Below are 18,084 nucleotides of genomic sequence, written 5' to 3' on the forward strand. Positions count from 1 at the left end.
CATCGATCTCCTGAGCCTTTAAGATGAGAACGGGACGGAGCTCGATGGACTCGTGCTCCGTCCCATAGGCTCATTTGGATGTCAGAAGAAGCTTCTCCAGACATCCTGGAACATGACATAGGCCATGAGGCACAGGAGCATGATGATGCCTACATAACTGCCGGCGGCGACGGCCGACTCGGGTAGTGGTTTCCCTCGTACTTTCTCCGCGATCAGGAAGACCATCTGTCCGCCGTCGAGCGGAGGGACGGGCAGGAAATTGAGCACGGCGAGATTGATGCTCAGGAGCCCGAGGAAATGAACCAACTCCGTCAAACCCGACTCGGCCTGACTGTACGCCGCCTGGGCGATCATGATCGGGCCGCCGAGCAGTGTCGGGCTAACACGGCCCTGGAAGAGGCTTCGCAGAAGCATGTAGATCTTCAGGATATTGTCCAGGGTGTCATCCGCCCCGCGACGGAGTGCAGCCCCCGCTGGCTGAGGCGGCAACCTGCGGATAAGGGCCCCGAATTGCAGCCCTCGCGAGTTGGAATACCATTCTCCCTCTTGTTCCGGCCGGATTTTCAGAGGTTTGGCCAATCGCTTGACGCTCAACTCGACCAAGGGTTCGGTCCGCTCGGAGATGTATTGCATGCTGGCGAACGCCGCTGGCCAGGCATCAGTCTTGGAACCGAGTGGAAATTCGGAGGGCTTGGCATTCTTGACGGTCGCTTGCGGGGGAAGGGTCAGCTTGACGATTTCGTCGCCGACGACCACTCCGGCTTTCTCGGCGGGCGAGCCGGCACGAACCGAGGCGACCTTGGATAGAACACCATAGGCGATCCCGATTGCGGGAAGATCCTGTGGCGAATCTTTGGTCACGGCGAATTCCGGGGGAGTCGAGTCGGGTACGACGGTCAATGAGACACGTTCAGGCTTCCCGTTGTTCGACACCCTTTCAACTTCGAACATGACATTTTGACCGGCACGATCGAAGCAGTAGTCCCCGAGTTGCATCGGGTCGAAGTCGTTCTTGCCATCGACCGTGATGATGAGATCCTTGGCAAGAAAACCCGCCTTCTCTGCAGGAGAGCCGGGACGGATCGCCTGGATGGGCTGGATCGTCATGCGTAAGCCGAGGTCAACGATGTGATTTGGAGGAAGGGTCAATGTGACCTTGCTGGTCTTGGGCTCTTCCTTGGCATTATTCGACTTGAGTTTTCGTTCGAACACGAATGACACGGGCTTGGAGCGATAAGTCGCAAGGAGCTGATCGAGTTCCAGGGCACTGGAGACCGGCTTCGGGGCTTCGCCCACCGGGCCGAGCGCCACGAGTACGTCCCCGGGCATCAGGTCGAGCGATTTGTATTGATCAGCGGTCAAATTCATGCCAGAGGGCACGATTGAAGGCGATGAGTAAATCCGCAGGCTGTTTGAGGGCAAGATACCAATATTTGGGTAGGGCGAATCCTTCAATCTGAGGGGTTCGACATCGACTTTGACCGGCGCATCGATGCCTGGACGCTTCAATTCGAAGTGGAGAACCTGCCCGGCCGAACTGTGGACGATATTCATTCTCAAGGTATTGAAGTTCATCTCGCCCCGGCCATCGAGCGAGACAACTTCATCGCCGGGGCGAATCCCCGCCTTGTACGCCGGGGAGCCCGGCTGCACGACACCGATGATCGCCGGGTTCTCGTCCATACCACGGCCGTAGGCGAAGACGAAGCACGCCAGGCCGAGGATCACGTTCATGATGACGCCGGCCGAGATGATCGCCATGCGGGCGCCGACCGACTTGTTTTGGAAGGCGCGAGGGTCGGTCGACTTGCTCGCCTCTTCCTCGGGGTTCTCCCCGAGCATCTTGACGAAGCCGCCGAGGGGGATGGCAGCGAGGACGTACTCGGTCTCGCCTCGGCGGAAGCCCAAAAGCGTCGGGCCGAAGCCGATCGAGAACTTCTCGACCTTAACCCCGTTCCATTTGGCCAGGAGGAAGTGGCCGAGCTCGTGCAGGAAGATGACGAAGCCGAGACCCAGGGCCACCTTGAAGCCATTCAGGACCGCTATCAGATTCTCCAACGTGCTACCTCCTGGCGGGCCCAGGCATCGACCTTCCAGAGGTCGTCGAGTGAGGGCCGTGGATCGAACGGGTGATGGTCGAGCACCGCGCGGCAAGCGCGTGGAATGTCGAGGAAGCCGATCGTGCGGTTCAGGAACCGCTCGACGGCGGCCTCGTTGGCGGCGTTCAGCGCGGCCCCTGCCGTGCCCCCTCGACGCATGACCTCGTACCCCAGGTCCAGGCAGGGGAAGGTCTCGCGGTCGGGGGGCTCGAACGTGAATGAGAAGGCCCGGGTCAGGTCGATGCGTCGACTCGGCCCGTTGCAGCGATCGGGATAGGTTAACGCATATTGAATCGGAAGACGCATGTCGGGGGGCGAGAGCTGGGCGACGACGCTGCCGTCGACGAACTCGACCATCGAATGCACCACGCTTTCGGGATGCACGACGACATCGACCTGCTCCGGCTCGAGGTCGAAGAGCCAGCGGGCCTCGATCACTTCGAGTGCCTTGTTCATGAGGGTGGCTGAGTCGACCGAGATCTTCGGGCCCATCTTCCAGGTCGGGTGCCGGAGGGCTTCCTCGGGCGTGACGTTCTCCAGCTCGCGCCGGGTTCTGCCGCGGAAGGGGCCGCCGGAGGAGGTCAGGATGACCCGACGGACCTCGGATCGGGCCCCCGAGCTCAATGCTTGAAAGATGGCGGAGTGTTCGCTATCGACGGGCAGCAGGGATCCCCCGCCCTTCTTGGCGAGGTCCATCACGATCTGGCCGGCGACGACGAGTGTTTCCTTGTTCGCCAGGGCGACGACCTTGCCGGCGTCGAGGGCGGCGATGGTCCCGTTGAGCCCCGCCGCGCCGACGATCGCGTTGAGTACGCGATGGGTCTCGGGGTGGCGGACGAGCTCCTCGACCCCTTCGGCCCCGGAGAGGACCTGGATGCCGGCCCCGTTCAAGCGGGACCTGACCGAGGCGGCCGATTGGGGATCGGTGACCGCGATGGCATGGGGGCTAAATTCGCGGGCTTGCTCGACCAGGTCCTCCCAGCGCGAATGGGCGCTCAGCCCCCAGATCTTGAGGCGTTTGCCGCCGTCGTGCTCGGCGACGCTCAATGCGCTACGGCCTATGGACCCGGTTGATCCGAGGACGACGACATTCGTGGAAGAATCGCCTGGCATCATCGACGTGTCGGCCTCCTCGCCGTGCGGCCGTTGTTTCCGTTTTGACGGCCGATTCGCAATGCCCCGCCCGGTCAGTCACCGAGGCCGTAAGCTGAATCCACACTATAAGTTCTCCACACGCCGGGGACAAGTCGGCCGGGGCCCGCGAGAACGCTCGAGAAGGTCGGGCTCACACCCCTGAAGACGAATTGACGGAAAAAAGCGGTTCGTCTAAAGTCCGGCCCTCCACAACAGGATCGAGGGGAGGTTCGCGTGAATTGGCGATGGACCGCTAAGAAAGTTTTGATCTCCGTCTTCATCCTGGCCCATTGCACCGCTGTCGTGACCTGGGTGCTTCCCGTGGGGCCGCTCCGCAATTTCATGACCCCGACGACGGGGTACTACATGCTGCCGCTCGGCCTCTGGCAGTACTGGGCGATGTTCGCCCCCGACCCGATCAAGGACACGTGCACACTCGAGGCCGAGGTCGTCGACGCGAAGGGGATGCGTCACAACTTCGCCTTCCCGAAGATGGCCGACTACACCGTCTGGCAAGGTATCCCCCGGTTCCGATACTCCAAGTACACGGCGAATATGGTCGGCGAGGGGAGCGACATCAATCGCAAGTTTGCGGCCAGGCACGCCGTCCGCAGCCTGGGCCTTAAGGATGAGGCCTTCCCGATGGACGTACATCTCTTCTATCAGGTCAGGCCGACCCCCGAACCGGGCGGACCGCCGGCCGACCCGATGACCCCGACCAGGCCCGAGTTGCTGACGACCTTCCAGTTCGCCTCGCTCGAGGAGGTGCGACCATGAACCCGCTCCGCGCTTGGAATCAGTTCTGGTTCGGGCCGATCTCGGCCAAGCCGCTCGGGATCTTCCGGATCGTCTTCGGCGTGGTCGTGCTCTGCAACCTCGGCTTCCTCGCCTTCGACATGAACTACTGGCTCACGGATGCCGGGCTGCTTCAGGGGAAGGAAGCCCTCGAACTGGCGGGGCCCTACCGCACCTCCCCGCTGCTCTATTTCCAGGATCCACTGTCGGTCCGGCTCTTCTTCGCCGCGACGGCTGTCATCGCCAGCATTTACACGGTGGGCTGGCACACGAGGATCGCGGGCGTCGCCCTCTACCTCGCCATGCTCTCGATCCATCACCGCAACCTGCTGACCAACAGCGGCGCCGATGCCCTGGTGATGGTCATGACCTTCTACATGATGCTCGCACCGAGCGGGGCGGCCTACTCGCTCGATGCCCGTCGCGCACGCCGCAGGCGGGGCACCGACGCCGATGCCCTGATCGTCCCATGGGCCCAGCGGCTCATCCAACTCCAGCTCGCTCTGATCTACTTCACGACCGCCATGTTCAAGTGCAATGGCGGGAGCTGGCTGAATGGAACGGCGCTCCATTACGTCCTCCTCAACACAGAGGTCGGCCGGCCCTTCCTGTCGTTCCTGACCAGCTATCCAGTCCTGCTCAACGTTATGACCTATGGCGTCCTCTTCCTCGAGTTCGCCCTGGCCTTCCTGCTGTGGTTCCGTCCGACGCGTCCCTGGGTGATCCTCGCGGGAGTTAGCCTTCACACGGGCATCCTCTTCTCGGTGAACATCCCGATTTTCGGCGAGATGATGACCGCCTGCTACTTGACCTTCCTCGGCCCCGAGGAGGTCCAGTCGATGCTCCGCTGCATCAACCCGTTGAACTGGTTCGGCTCGAACGCCAAGACCGAGTCGGTAGAAATCCCCGGCCGGGTCGACCGACCTTCCTCCACGCCCGGCCCGCACTGGGATGAGCCTGCCTTCGATGAGGAAGAGATCCTCGCGTCTCAGGCCTGGAACTGATCGCCACGATCCTTCGAGAATCGTTGGACGCGATCGCTTGTTTCGGATGAGTGATTCACGAACAGCCCACCTCGCGAAAGCGCGGCGGGCTTTCTTCATTGCCACACCCCTCCGAACTGACCTTTGGCCTCAGCGAAGTGATCTGACCGGCACACATCGAAACGCTTGAGAATCGAAGCCCCGCGACCTATCATCGACCTGACAATGCGTTCGGGAACCCCTACCCCCTTCCAGGCGAGAGGACCGGGCGATGTATCAGGCTCCCTATCGGGCGGCGGTGATCGGCTACACGGGGCACGGAAACTATGGCCACGACATCGATCTCGCCTTCCTGGAACAGCCGAAGCTCAAACTGGTCGCGGTGGCCGACGCGAATCCGATAGGCCTGGCCCTGGCCTCACGTCGGCTCGGAGTCAACGCGACGTACGCCGACTATCGGCAGATGCTCGATCGCGAGAAACCCGAATTTGTCGCGGTCGCTCCGCGCTGGATCGATGCCCGTCGGGAGATGATTTTGGCCTGCGCCGAGCGAGGTATCCACGTCTTCTGCGAAAAGCCGATGGCGCCGACTCTGGCCGACTGCGACGCCATCGTCACCGCTTGCGAGCGTTCTCACACCAAGCTCGCCATCGCCTTCCAGACGCGCTATAGCCCTAAATTGGCTCGCATCCGGGAAATGATCGATGCCGGGGTGATCGGCGAGGTTCTGGAAGTCCGCGGCCGGGGCAAGGAAGACAACCGTGGCGGCGGGGAAGACCTGATGGTCCTCGGCACGCACGTCATGGATATGTTCCGGGCCCTCCTCGGCGACGCCTCCTGGTGTTACTCAAGGGTCCTGACCGAAGGACGTCCCGTGACCCCGAAAGATGCCCGAAATGGAGCCGAGGGCCTCGGACTCCTGGCCGGTGACCGCATCGACGCGACCTACGGCTTCGCCCAGAAATCGGCCCTCGCCCACTTTGGAACGACCAGGCAGAGGCAGACCCCCGGACGATTCGGCGTCCAGATTTTCGGAACCTCGGGAAGGATTGACCTCGGGTTCGGATGGTTACCGTCAGCCCACCTCCTGACCGACCCAACCTGGACCGGCCATTCGGCGCAGGCGAATTGGGTCGAGATCACCAGTGCCGGAGTCGGCAAACCCGAGACATTGAGCTCGAATAGTCTCCTCGACGCCAACCGCGTGATCGTCGCCGACCTGATCCAGGCGGTTGAGACCGACACCCAGCCGAAGGCCAGCGTCTACGACGGCCGTGCTGCCGTCGAGATGATCCTTGCCTGCTACGACTCCCATCTTCGAGGAACTCCGGTTTCCATCCCACTAACGGATCGCGCGAAACACCCTCTCGAGACGGTGGCCGAGGCCCGTAAACCTTGAAGCTCGGTCACGTTCAACGCAAATTCCTTAGACACATATTTCAATGATCCGCCTTCACCAGAACATTGGAACACAACCGACCTGTCAGTTGAGACAATAAGCAGTGGTATGTCGTCGCTGACGGCTCGCAATGCTCCACCTTGTGAAACGAATCCGCTGGGAATTCTGTCTTTACGGCAAAATTTGGTCTATTCTTTAAAAGCGGAGGGGGCGCCAGGTGCTCTCGACCTGGAACCTGGAAAGTCGTTTTGTAACGGAGCGTGGCTTATCCAGACCGTAGAGGGTGAATCCCTGACGAATGATCTGCTGGAAAGCCACCCGATCACGCTTTGAGAATCCCCGTCGTCGGGGTTTCTTTGAGCTTGAGAATGCGTAACGCCCTGAGTGTTAATATAGGCGATGACAAGGCTATGAATGAGGAAGCATCCATGACGCACCCCTCAAAACCCCTGAACCGGTTCCGGCCTCGCGGGCGTCATATCCTTTTCTTGCTCATCGATATCTGCCTCGTGATCGGCCTGCTTGTGCCGCTGCTGCGTCAATACGGCTTCATCACGGCCTACGACGCGCCGCTCTTCCTGATCCTGGTCGCCCCCTGGGTCCTGGTGATGCTGTTCCTCGTCCTCGAGCGACAGGGACCCGCCAAGTATTGGGCGGCGCTCGTCCTCCTCTCCTTCTGCCTCCCGGCGCTCGCGGTCTACCACAATCGTTTCGCTCTCAACATCTGGGGCAAGTCCGAGAGCTCACCGACGACGCTCGTCTCCGTCCTGATCAACTTCGTGCTGATCGGTGGATTCCTGCTCCTGCTGATCGCGATCAGCCCGGAGCGCTGCCCTCGCTGCGGTCGTCGGACCCTGATCCCGCTCATCCGCTTCTGGGGACGCGGCAAGCGCAGCGCCAAGACGCGCTGGTGCGGCTCCTGCGGCGCCCAGTACTGGCGGATCGGCCGGGGCGTCTGGCAGAAGGAACGCCGCTTTACCTGGGTCGATGAGCTCAACGAGACCAAGGCCGGCGAGGCCGTCCCCCGACCGCACGACCACAAGCCGATCGGCCGCAAGTCGGAGACGCCCCCTCCCCCGGCCTCGCAAAAGAATGACGAGACGGCGACTCCCTGAAACCGGAACGGCCTCGACGCGGTAACATCCTCCGAAAAACAACGACTCGGGCGACGCGATCGGATCTCGCGGCGCCCGCTTCGTCGCGCCCCTCATGAAAAGTTAAGGAATTAGTGGCGCGAAGACGCGTTCATAAATCCGATTTTTCTGTTGACATTTCCCGCATGTGTCGAGAGAATTCGATTCGTCGATGCATCCAAGAGTGCCGTCAGGAAGGGCCTCGATTCATCGACTAAATCACTCCGTCCGTGCGAACCATCGACGGTCGCCGACCGCTCGATTCCTATCCGCTAATAATTATTCGATTCGCGAGGAGTTGCCTCCTCGGGGATTCGTGATCTGCACGTTCAAGACTCGGGATTCCAGCGTCCAGGGATGGCTCAAGGCGGGCGGGATGCCAGTAATTAATAAGAGCGAAGGAGCTCATCGATGCTTCGAGATTTCCGACAACTCTTGATGGTTGCGCCGGGCGAGGGTGCTATTGCGACCGTACGCGCCGCAGAAAACCAATCCCAGGGCGAAGTCGACGAACTCCTGAGTGCCTGGTCGCAGGAGCGACAGGTTCGAATCGAGACCAGCCTGTATCTTGAGCGTGCCCAGAAACTGCTCGTCCATATTCTGTCCGACGGTGCCGTCACCGCGGCCACTCGTAAGAAAGCCCTGCGTCTGCTCATCGCGATCGACGAATCGTCGCAACGCGATGAGGGTTCGACCAGCTGAGCCGATGGGTATGCCTTCGGCCTGGTCCCGGAGCTGCGGCATGACGGGTACACGATCCTATCCAGAGTCCGATTGTTTCGTTGCCGTTTTCGACCCGACTCGCGCATTTCGACCGCACGACTCGATCCAGTGAAAGGGATAAGTAATCGGGTGGTTTTAATGAGCAGTCATAGTTTAAATGATAATGATTTCATAGTCCGGCTCAGCCCGATCATTTCATCGGGTTCGGTATCATCAATTCGCGGATAAGATTCTCGCCGAATAGTCGAAAAGTCGCGAATAATCGAGTCGTGCGGGTCGATCCGACACTTCAAAAAAGGTTGAAGTCTTTGTGACGAGATTGCCGACCACCCTTAGAGGGTATCTCTTGCGAAGTCATGCGGCGTTGAGGATGCGGCCATGCGTCGGTTCGTGGCGGCGAGTTGTTTGGCGTTGGGCATCTCTGGCGGGGTAGAAGCGGCCGAAGACGACCTGCTCCTACTCACGCCACCTTCGTTGAAACCCTCGACCGGCGAGCCCGCAGCTGCCGCGGCCACGTCCTCAGGCCCTCCCGCGGCGGCTTCCACCGCGGCAAAGCCATCTCCGCCTCCGGCCGCAACGGCGACACCCCCACCTGCGGCATCCCCTGCCCCGGTGACGCTCGCCCCCATGCTCGCGGTCCCCGGAATACCGCTCCGCAGCAGGCCTCGAGGGACTGCAGTCCCCGCGCCGATCACGACTCCCAAGCCGGCGACTGTTGCGTCCGAGCCCATCGAGGCTCCCGATCTCTTCGGTCCGAATGGCGAAACCCCTTCCGCCGAGGCACTCCCCGGTCCCGGTCTCGCGCCTAATTCGTCCGAGCGCACGTTGAACTTGGAAACCATCCCGGCGGACGAACCGAATTCGCCGCTCGAATCAAAAGCCAAACCGCCGGTGAATACTCCGGCTCCTCGCGGCGATGTCCGTGGGATTCCCCCGCAGCGTCGTCCCTCCGGCTTCCTGGGACGAATGCTCACGCCCCCGATGGGACGCGGTATGCTGAACTCTGCCGACGACGGGATCATCGTCGAGCATCGCACGGACCCGGCGACCGATGCGGCCTTCAAGCGTCGACTCGAGAGTCAGATTCGAGCGGGGTACGGCGATCAGCTGCGTTCACTCGAAGTACGCGTCGTCGGTCGGAACGTCGTGATCCACGCCCGGTCCGCCAGGTTCTGGCAGCGTCGAGGACTTCGACGTTCGATAGAGTCCTTGCCGACCCTCAGCGGTTATCGTTCCACGATCGAGGTGGAGTGAGGTCGTCGCAAACCGAATCGATAGCTCGACGGGAATGACGAAAGGATCTCCGAGACCAATCAGGTCTCGGAGATCCTTTCGCGTTCGATGACGGCTGGTATTATCGACGAGGTGTGTGGCTCAGTAGGGCGGAGCGGTGGCGGCCGGGGTGCCGACCACGATCTGCTTCAACTCCCCGACGACACCAGCGGGGATGCCGATGACGGTGGCGGCCGCAGTCTTCACCACCTTGTTGTCGCCCGAGCTCTCATAATATTGCCGGGGCTTGGAGAAGAGTGGGTGCCGGTCGACCCACGTCACGGTGCGTGGCGGCGGGGCGTCAATCACGGTCGTCCCCGGCTCGCCCACAGCCGCAAGCGGCGGTTCGGACGACGCAACGGAGCGGGACGAAGGTCCCGATCGACAACCCGAGGCGACGGCCAAGAGTCCTACGGCGATCCAAGCTCGACCTTGCATGAGAAACGATCCTTTCGAGCGACCGAGCCTCGATCAATCGGAGGCGATTGTCGCTCCTTGTTTGGAAATCATATCCGACAACCGCCAATGGCCAACGCACTCAACGCCCCATCGGGGTTCCGAAGGTAACGCACCAATAGGTCCTGCCGTCCGAGGCGGTCGCGTAAGCTGCGCCGATATCGTTGTAGTTTCCGAGGATGTTGCGCCTATGGCCGGGACTCGTCATCCAGGCCCGCATGAGCGACTCGAGGGTGAAGTCCCCCATGGCGATGTTCTCCGCCGCGGCCCGAAATCGGTATCCGACCCGTTCCATACGTTGGAAAGGGCTGGAACGATCGCTCCCCTGATGCGACATCCTCCCGTGATCCGCCATGTCCCTGGCGTGCAGGCTTGCGGCGTTCACGAGCCACTCATTCTCGGACAACGCCGGCAAACGTGCGGAAGTCCGTTCTTGATTGTGTGCTGAAATCAATGATGCGAGGATCGACTCGGAAGAATCGCTTCCGCCCGGAATGGGGGCGGATTCGATAGGCTGAGCATGACGTTGGGAACTGGTGCAACCAGATCCCAGCGCGAAGAGGCCGAGGGCCATCCGCCTCGTCATCCCGGAGTGTCGATCGATCGTCATGAGGATGTGTTCGACCTCGTGTCCCTGGTTTCGGAAGCGTTTCCGCCGCGGTTGCTCGCCAAGCGCGACGATTCCGCTGGTCCTGCCGACCTCGCTCCCCGATAATGGGGTCGGACTTTCCTTCATTACGTTGTTTGGGGCCGGATGGCGTTTGGAATGCCTCTCGAATTCGTCGCCCTCGACCTGGAAACTACGGGCCTGATGGCCGAGACCGACCGTGTCGTCGAGATCGGCGCGATCCGCTTCGACGCCGAAGGGGTCGAGCTCGCCAGGTACGAGACTTACGTGAACCCCGGCCGACCCATGTCTCCGGCCGCCCAGGCTATCCACGGGATCTCGGACGAGGACCTGGCCGATGCGCCGAGCTTCCGGGAGATCTTTCCCGGACTTGTCGAGTTTCTCGGTCCTGCAGAATCCACGGTTTTGCTCGCCCATAACGCCTCGTTCGACGCGGGATTTCTGGGCCGAGAATTCTCACGAATCGACATCCCCCCGCCCCGACACTCCGTAGTCGACACCCTGACCGTCGCCAGGCGACTGATCCCCGACGCATGCGATCATCGGCTCGAGACCCTCGCGCGACTCCTCGGCCTCGATGAAGGCCCGACCCACCGAGCCCTTGCGGACAGCCAACGCGTGAAGGGTCTATGGATGCGGCTCGGAGGCTCAGCGATCCCCAAGGAATTCCAGATCGCCTACCCGATCGTCGATCGTCAGGGAGCCGCCCCGCTCCCTTCGGGCTGGGAACGATTGCTCAACGCCATTTCCAGGGGCGCTCGCGTCCGGATGCGATACGACGGAGGATCCCGGGGCGAGGAACCTCGCGAGATTACCCCGAGGCAGATCGTGAACCGGGGCGGCACGGCCTACCTCGTGGCCTTCTGCCACCTCGATGCTTTCGAGAAGTCCTTCCGCCTCGATCGAGTCCGGCAGTACGACGTTCTCGGCCTGCTCGAAGACAACATCGCCGCGGCTCGTGTATTGGAGCCGTCGTGACGCGATTACTCGTGAGCGTACGTTCCGCCGTTGAGGCGATTACCGCCCTGCGCGGCGGTGCTGCGGTGATCGATGTCAAGGAGCCTGACCGGGGTGCCCTGGGTCGCGCCGACGCCTCCGTCTGGCGCGAGGTTCGTCGGGTCCTACCGGCTCACGTGCCGCTGAGCGTCGCCCTCGGCGAATTGGCCGAGTGGGACGCATCAATCGGTCTCAATCGCGACGATTTTCGGGGAATCGAATACCGCAAACTTGGCCTCGCGGGCTCTCATCGTGGATGGGCTCGGCAGTGGGCTGCGCTTCGAAAATCGCTTGGGCCTGGTCCTTCCTGGGTCGCGGTCGTCTATGCCGACTGGCGGCGGGCTTTTGCCCCGCATCCCGACGAAATCCTCGACGAGGCCGTTGCCATCCCCGATTGTTCGGCCGTCCTGGTAGACACCTGGATCAAGGACGAATCGAACCCGCTGGATGAGTCCTGGCTGCCCTGGATTGACCGGGCTCGCGCCTCAGGAAAGAAAGTCGTCCTCGCGGGGGGGCTCGACGAGGCCGGGATGAAGCGACTTGCCTTCCTCCAGCCCGATCTCTTCGCCGTTCGCGGGGCCGCCTGCCAGGGGGAGGATCGTCGAGGGTCGGTCAACGCGGATCGGGTGAGGCGATTGGTCGAGGTGATCGATTGCCTGATTCCCAACTCATCCGACGTCGAATCGAACCCCTTGGGCGAGCGGTAAGGACCTGCCTCGATTGATCGTGCAGGTCTGCCGTCGCATGTAGGCTTTCCAGGAGTCGGATCCGGCCTCGCGACCGCCTCCGGTCGCCTTCTCGCCACCGAAGGCCCCGCCGATCTCCGCCCCCGAGGTCCCAATATTCACATTGGCGATCCCGCAATCCGAGCCATCGGGGGCCAGGAACTGCTCGGCCTCGCGCACGTCGTTCGTGAAGATAGCTGAGGAAAGTCCCTGTGCAACGCCATTCTGAATAGCGATGGCGTCGTCGACCGTTTCGTACCGCATCACATAGAGGATCGGGGCAAATGTCTCCTCGCCAATGATCGTCATGCCAGGATTCGCCTCCACGATGGCCGGCTCGACGAAGTAACCAGGCCGTTCGAGCCGCTGGCCTCCCGCCACGACACGACCCCCCTGCTCGACCGCCGCCTCGAGGGCATTCTTCATGGTGTCGAGAGCACGTTCATTGATGAGCGGTCCGACGAGTGTGCCTTCTTCCCAGGGATCGCCGATTCGTAAGCTCCCGTAGGCGTTGACGAGTCGTTCGAGAAAGCCGTCATAAATCGACTCGTGGACGATCAGGCGACGCGCCGTTGTGCAACGTTGCCCCGCCGTGCCGACCGCGGCGAAGACCGTGGCCCTGAGAGCCATGTCGAAGTCGGCGGTCGGCGTGACGATGATCGCGTTGTTGCCCCCGAGTTCGAGGATCGCCCTGCCCAACCTCCGGCCGACCACCGCACCAACTCGCTCACCCATCCGCGTGCTCCCGGTCGCCGAGATCAGCGGGAGTCGACGGTCGTGGATCATCCGCTCGCCCACGTCGTTCGCGTCTCCGACGACGAGGTTGAAGACGCCTCGGCAATCGAGTCGGGAGGCGACTTCATTCACGATCGATTGCACGACGATGGCCGTCAGGGGCGTCTCGGGCGACGGCTTCCAGATCATGGTGTCGCCGCAAACTGCGGCGATCATCGCGTTCCACGCCCAGACGGCGACGGGAAAGTTGAACGCCGTGATGATCCCGAGAGGCCCGATGGGGTGCCACTGCTCCATCATGCGGTGCTGCGATCGTTCGCTGGCGATCGTCAGGCCATAAAGTTGCCGCGAAAGCCCGACGGCGAAGTCGCAGATGTCAATCATCTCCTGGACCTCGCCCTCCCCCTCGGATCGAATCTTCCCGGTTTCTAGGGTGACGAGCAGACCCAGATCCTCCTTATTCTCGCGGAGGGCGACACCGATCTGCCTGACGACCTCGCCCCTTTGAGGCGCCGGTAGGTTCCGCCAGTTTAAGAAGGTTGTCTCGGCCGTAGCTGCGACATATTCGTAGTCTTCGAGTGAAGCCATCTTCACTCTGGCGATCACCCCACCGGTCGCGGGATTGATCGATTCCAGCAGGCGGCCGCCAGGATTTTCGATCCAGTCGACCTCGCAGGCCCCGCTATTCGAGTCACGGAGGCCCAACCTTGCCAGGAGTTCTGCCGTCCCCTTCATGTCCTTGATCGGCTCCATGTTGCCAGACTCCCGGCGAGTTCACGGAAAAGTTTGCAGTCTTCACTTCCTGTCGATGATACAGACTCGGAACGAATTCGTTAACTCGTCCCTGACGGTTGGTGTTGAACCCATAACACCTCGTCACAAGCCGTTGGGTGAAGTCGTTACTTGTTGAGGCTTCGTGATCGAGGATCTCAACCGTACCCGCCGCCCTGTTCGTTTGATTCTCGCGGTTGCGATTTGTCTGTTACGCGTTGATTCCACATATCACGATATCGCCTTCGCATCGGCCGAACCTTGCCATCCGACAGTGTTGAGCACGAGAGGAAAGTCGACCGTCAATTGGACGCTTGGACTTATCTCGAATCTCGCGGAGACATTTACCGATGCGATTTGTGCTGGCTTTTGGTCTCTGCGCCTCGCTTCTGGCCGTATCGGCGTCGGATTTGGCTCGACAGTCGAAAGGCACTTGGTTGGTGCTCGTCATCCTGGAGTATTACCTCGCGGTGTGCTTTTTGACAATCGCCGCGATTTACGGGATTCGGGAGGCAGGTTTCAGAGTGGAAGGGGTGCTGGTCGGATCGAGATGGACCCCGTTGATACGATCGATCGTCATGCCCTATCTGGCGCTGGGTACGTCGACGCTCTACCTCTACCGTTGGGTCGGTCCGGAACGAGCCTTTGACCCGGTCGCACCGAACCTCTTGATCGGTCGACTACCGTTCCCCATCGAACGTGATCAACTTCACGCTGACGGAGTGCAAGCGATCTTGAACCTATCCTGGGAATTCCCCCGCTTGTCCAGAATCCACCTCGACTCGAGGTTCAAGACGTTGAACTTGCCGATCCTCGATGGGTCTATCCCCACGCTTGAGCAGTTCGAAGCGGCCGTCGAGTGGATCAGTCGTTGTCGAGCCGAGGGGAATACCGTGCTCATCCACTGTGCTCAGGGCCACGGTCGCAGCGCAACGATCTTGGCAGCCAGCCTGGTGCATCTCGGTTTAGCGTCGGGTGTTGATCATGCACTTTCCATGGTGACGGCTGCCCGTCCTTTGGCCAAACCTTCCCGTCGGCAGAAGCTAGCTCTCAACCAGTATTTTTTGGTGAGAGCGTCTTGATGTTGTATGATGTATCATTAAAGTTATGTTAAATTGTGAGTAAATCTAGGCTATCGACTCATCCTTCCTGGGGCCATTGACGGTCCAGCTCAGGTGAATCTTCGTAATACGCATCTGCATCCTGGCCGAATAGATGTTTTGTAAAAGGATATGAGATTTATATGATATGAAAACACGTATGGTGTCTGGGTTCAGTTCGAGAAATTGGACAGGTTCGTCTCGCCCTGGTCGAAGATGTTCGAGCGGATCCACATCCTCGACCTGAACGATTCCATGACCTCGACCGTTCCAGCCCGTATGCGTCGCCGAGCGTGAACGAGACTCGAAGTTGAGTGCCCGAATCGAGCGAAGCCGGTCCCACGCATTTTGAAGGTGCATCGCGTTCCCTTCAACTCACTCCCCGATGACTTTGACCAGAACTCGTTTCGGGCGTCGTCCGTCGAATTCCCCATAGAAGACTTGCTCCCAGGGGCCGAAGTCGAGTTTGCCTTTCGTGATAGCGATCACCACCTCGCGGCCCATGACCTGCCGCTTCATGTGGGCGTCGGCATTGTCCTCGCCGGTGCGGTTGTGCTTGTAGCGCTGGGGCGAGGCGTCGAAGGGGGCGATGCCTTCGAGCCAGTTCTTGTAATCTTCGTGCAATCCCGGCTCGTCGTCGTTGATGAAGACACTTGCCGTGATGTGCATGGCATTGCACAAGAGGAGGCCTTCCATGATCCCACTCTTGGCAACGAGTTCTTCGAGTCGCGGGGTGATGTTGAGGAACGACATCCGCGCAGGGAGGTTGAAGGTCAGATACTCGGTGAGTGACTTCACGGGTGTTCCTCGATCGACGGGCCTATTGTCCTGGGCACCAACGGCGCATCGAGGATACCACAATGGGTTCACCATCCTTCTTTCACGATCGCGATGACCGGAGTTGAGGTGGATATCGACTGAGGATTAGCGTAGAGGCAGGACGGGACGAGATAGGTGGACGAGAACTTCGGCCGAAGAGTTACTTCAGATCGCGACCGGGCTTTGCGACGACTTCGTCCTGTCGCGGGATGTCCGCGATCTCGGCCCATCCGGAGACGGGTCGGCCCTTAGCGTCGGTGCCGAGGACTTTGACGACGAGCGGGCCACTACCGGAACGAAATCCTTCGAGGCGGATCGGCTTCGACTGGAGCCTCCCTCGGGCGGGCAACTGGCTCGTGCCCAGGTATTGAACCAATTTGCCGGGCTCGAGTTCGCCGCGTCGGGTTCCTGCGGAATGGGGGTTGGCGGCGGGGATCAGCGGCTCCCAGGCGATCGAGTTCAGCTCCACCGCAGTGCCCCGGGATTCCGCGACATTGGCTCGCAGGACGAGCGTGCCGTCGCGGTCCTCTGAGGCACGAAGTTGGACGTTGAGGTGGGGGAGCCCTGCAGGGAGGCGGACTGCCGTGACTTGCAAGGCGGCCTCGGGCGGGGCCTCAACTTCGATGCGAACGTGCCCGGCCCGATCGGGCTCGATGACCAGGTAATGACTGCTCGTCCCGGCGGACATCCACTCGATCGGGTCGGAGCCGGGGACGACCGTCGCGGAGCGTGGACCGGCCAGGGGCCAGCCGTCGAGCGGCGATCGGACGTCGAGCGGTGGCCTGTGCTTTGCCTTGGGTTCGGCGTCCTGAATCCCACTCATGTAAAGATTCGTGGACCATTCGCGATAGAGAGAGGCGAAGGTCCAACCGGTGGCCGCCTCGAGGTTGGGGGCGCCACGCTTCGGCGATCGGACAAGCGTGGTGAGGAGGGAATCGCCGAAGTGCTCGACGCACCACCGGAGGAAGAGGTATGTGCCGCCCCGATTCCCGTGGCTCCGGAAGAGGTCCGCCGAATAGTAGTCGTCGACGACGAGTTGGTATCGGGAGGGGCTCGAGAGGAACGCGCTGACGCGATAATCCAGGTTCGTCCTGGAGAAGCCGTGCAAGTCCTCGGCGAGATGGGCCAGGGCTTCGTCCAACCAGCCTTCCTCGTCCTGGCCTGCTCGTTCGCCTGCGGGACCTGTGAAGGACTTGGCGGTGTAGGTCACGGCATGGGTGTACTCGTGGGCCAGCACGGTCTTGAGATGGGGGCCGGGCGCCAGCGAGGCGTTCAGGTACATCATGTCGCAGTGGTTGCTGAATGGGGCTCGCAAATCCGGGTCAAGGTCGGCGCCGCGGACGAAGCCGTCGACCGAATGGCGTCCTCCGGCCAGCCTATTGAGCCAGCTCGAGATCAGGACCGTGAATCGGCCGTCGCCATCCACGTCGCGGGCGTGGCCGAAGTTCTTGGTGGCGGTTGGATAGATGTGGCGGTCGAAAGTGTTGACGACCTCGCCGAGGACCGCCTCGTTGACCCGGTTCAGGTCATGCGAGTCTACGTAGACCTGGATGCGATCGCCGACGGCCCTGAGGATGCCTGGGACCGGCAGGTAATTGCTGGCACTCGCCACGTCGCCGTCGCGCACCAGGAGATAAAAAGTGCGTTCGGGGGGAGGCGGGAAGTCCGGTGCCGGGTCCTGCGGACGGGGCTTTGCCAGCTTCGTGACTTGAGGCTTGCCTCTGGACTCGGCTTCCAGGGTCAGAGGGCGGAGTTGTTTGGTGGGAGAGGCGGTCAACTTGATCGGGAACGGGCCGGGCTGCCTCGAGAGGGATGAGACGACGACCAGGGCCGAACCGTCGCGTTCCATCTCCGGGATGTCGAAATGGGCTTTGCCCCCTTCGACCGAGATTGCGACTCTTGCCCCCTCGCGCCAGGTCGATTTCAAGCCGTCCTTGCGGGCCAGGTCGTCGGACCCGCCGCTCGCTGCAAAGCCCAAGACCAATGTCGCGGCCAGTGTTGGTCGAAGCCAGTCCTGGAGCTTTGTATAGGGCATCAGGATATACCGCTAGGCCTCGCCGCACTCTCGACGTCCCGCTTGGAAACGCGTCTCGTCCGGCAACAGGGTTTCGATCGGTCGCAATCGTTGCGAGGCTTGAGAGGATTCGGCTGGGCTTGAGGATTGGGCTGGGCTTCAATGTTTCTTGAGGAGTCAGCCCTTTTTTTCGTGCCTCGAGACCGCCGATAACCGGTTCATGGTCGCTTGTGATCGGCCGCTTGAAGCGGCTAAGATCGCGTCGGGCGAATGCTAAACGATCGCCCCGGCCCTCGCGATTT

The 18,084-nt window shown here is 61.4% G+C and carries 16 protein-coding genes; 9 read left to right on the top strand and 7 right to left on the bottom strand.

Annotated features, from left to right (window positions below; all coding sequences use genetic code 11):
* Positions 1 to 81: 81 nt before the first annotated feature.
* Together ACOYYX_RS29955 and ACOYYX_RS29960 are read right to left on the bottom strand one after the other, a co-directional pair.
* Positions 82 to 2,022: a site-2 protease family protein gene (locus ACOYYX_RS29955; RefSeq protein WP_422931680.1), complete on the bottom strand. Its 1,941-nt coding sequence runs from the start codon at positions 2,020 to 2,022 to the stop codon at positions 82 to 84.
* A gap of 23 nt (positions 2,023 to 2,045) precedes the next feature.
* Entirely contained in the window at positions 2,046 to 3,212 is a 1,167-nt protein-coding gene (locus ACOYYX_RS29960; RefSeq protein ID WP_422931681.1) for a 1-deoxy-D-xylulose-5-phosphate reductoisomerase, read from the bottom strand.
* 255 nt (positions 3,213 to 3,467) lie between these two features.
* Here ACOYYX_RS29960 and ACOYYX_RS29965 point away from each other — a divergent pair, with 255 nt between their 5' ends.
* The 6 genes from ACOYYX_RS29965 (at position 3,468) to ACOYYX_RS29990 (ending at position 9,520) form a co-directional block, all read left to right on the top strand.
* Positions 3,468 to 4,010, top strand: a complete 543-nt coding sequence (locus ACOYYX_RS29965) for a hypothetical protein (RefSeq protein ID WP_422926369.1) — start codon at positions 3,468 to 3,470, stop codon at positions 4,008 to 4,010.
* Positions 4,007 to 5,032 (top strand): HTTM domain-containing protein, encoded by a 1,026-nt coding sequence (locus ACOYYX_RS29970; RefSeq protein ID WP_422926370.1) that lies wholly within the window; start codon positions 4,007 to 4,009, stop codon positions 5,030 to 5,032. The genes ACOYYX_RS29965 and ACOYYX_RS29970 overlap by 4 nt, the downstream gene beginning before the upstream one ends.
* Before the next feature lie 250 nt (positions 5,033 to 5,282).
* Positions 5,283 to 6,410 (top strand): Gfo/Idh/MocA family protein, encoded by a 1,128-nt coding sequence (locus tag ACOYYX_RS29975; RefSeq protein ID WP_422926371.1) that lies wholly within the window; start codon positions 5,283 to 5,285, stop codon positions 6,408 to 6,410.
* Positions 6,411 to 6,838: 428 nt separating this feature from the next.
* Positions 6,839 to 7,525, top strand: a complete 687-nt coding sequence (locus tag ACOYYX_RS29980) for a hypothetical protein (RefSeq protein WP_422926372.1) — start codon at positions 6,839 to 6,841, stop codon at positions 7,523 to 7,525.
* Positions 7,526 to 7,954: 429 nt separating this feature from the next.
* Positions 7,955 to 8,245 carry a hypothetical protein gene (locus ACOYYX_RS29985; RefSeq protein WP_422926373.1) on the top strand — a complete coding sequence of 97 codons (291 nt, stop codon included), beginning with the start codon at positions 7,955 to 7,957 and terminating at the stop codon, positions 8,243 to 8,245.
* A gap of 1,014 nt (positions 8,246 to 9,259) precedes the next feature.
* Positions 9,260 to 9,520: a hypothetical protein gene (locus ACOYYX_RS29990; RefSeq protein ID WP_422926374.1), complete on the top strand. Its 261-nt coding sequence runs from the start codon at positions 9,260 to 9,262 to the stop codon at positions 9,518 to 9,520.
* A gap of 120 nt (positions 9,521 to 9,640) precedes the next feature.
* Here ACOYYX_RS29990 and ACOYYX_RS29995 read toward each other — a convergent pair whose 3' ends face one another.
* Positions 9,641 to 9,976: a hypothetical protein gene (locus ACOYYX_RS29995; RefSeq protein ID WP_422926375.1), complete on the bottom strand. Its 336-nt coding sequence runs from the start codon at positions 9,974 to 9,976 to the stop codon at positions 9,641 to 9,643.
* A gap of 100 nt (positions 9,977 to 10,076) precedes the next feature.
* Positions 10,077 to 10,730 carry a CAP domain-containing protein gene (locus ACOYYX_RS30000; RefSeq protein ID WP_422926376.1) on the bottom strand — a complete coding sequence of 218 codons (654 nt, stop codon included), beginning with the start codon at positions 10,728 to 10,730 and terminating at the stop codon, positions 10,077 to 10,079.
* 30 nt (positions 10,731 to 10,760) lie between these two features.
* On the opposite strand from ACOYYX_RS30000, the gene ACOYYX_RS30005 reads away from it, so the two are divergent.
* Together ACOYYX_RS30005 and ACOYYX_RS30010 are read left to right on the top strand one after the other, a co-directional pair.
* Entirely contained in the window at positions 10,761 to 11,600 is an 840-nt protein-coding gene (locus ACOYYX_RS30005) for an exonuclease domain-containing protein (protein WP_422926377.1), read from the top strand.
* An 11-nt stretch (positions 11,601 to 11,611) separates the two neighbouring features.
* Positions 11,612 to 12,325, top strand: a complete 714-nt coding sequence (locus ACOYYX_RS30010; RefSeq protein WP_422926378.1) for a (5-formylfuran-3-yl)methyl phosphate synthase — start codon at positions 11,612 to 11,614, stop codon at positions 12,323 to 12,325.
* On the opposite strand, the gene ACOYYX_RS30015 is transcribed toward ACOYYX_RS30010, so the two are convergent.
* The gene (locus tag ACOYYX_RS30015) at positions 12,287 to 13,831 is read right to left on the bottom strand and encodes an aldehyde dehydrogenase family protein (protein ID WP_422926379.1); all 1,545 of its coding nucleotides are present in this window, start codon (positions 13,829 to 13,831) and stop codon (positions 12,287 to 12,289) included. The two genes, ACOYYX_RS30010 and ACOYYX_RS30015, sit on opposite strands and share 39 nt — an antisense overlap.
* A gap of 368 nt (positions 13,832 to 14,199) precedes the next feature.
* Between ACOYYX_RS30015 and ACOYYX_RS30020 the strand changes: the two genes are divergently transcribed.
* On the top strand, positions 14,200 to 14,931 hold the full coding sequence (locus tag ACOYYX_RS30020; RefSeq protein ID WP_422926380.1) for a dual specificity protein phosphatase family protein: 732 nt from the start codon (positions 14,200 to 14,202) through the stop codon (positions 14,929 to 14,931).
* A gap of 393 nt (positions 14,932 to 15,324) precedes the next feature.
* On the opposite strand, the gene ACOYYX_RS30025 is transcribed toward ACOYYX_RS30020, so the two are convergent.
* Together ACOYYX_RS30025 and ACOYYX_RS30030 are read right to left on the bottom strand one after the other, a co-directional pair.
* The gene (locus tag ACOYYX_RS30025; RefSeq protein ID WP_422926381.1) at positions 15,325 to 15,747 is read right to left on the bottom strand and encodes a secondary thiamine-phosphate synthase enzyme YjbQ; all 423 of its coding nucleotides are present in this window, start codon (positions 15,745 to 15,747) and stop codon (positions 15,325 to 15,327) included.
* Positions 15,748 to 15,928: 181 nt separating this feature from the next.
* Positions 15,929 to 17,803, bottom strand: coding sequence for a hypothetical protein (locus ACOYYX_RS30030; RefSeq protein WP_422926382.1), 1,875 nt, complete (start codon positions 17,801 to 17,803; stop codon positions 15,929 to 15,931).
* Positions 17,804 to 18,084: the final 281 nt, after the last annotated feature.

The sequence above is a fragment of the Singulisphaera chitinilytica genome (genome assembly GCF_049331405.1).
Classification (GTDB): Bacteria; Planctomycetota; Planctomycetia; order Isosphaerales; family Isosphaeraceae; genus PoT.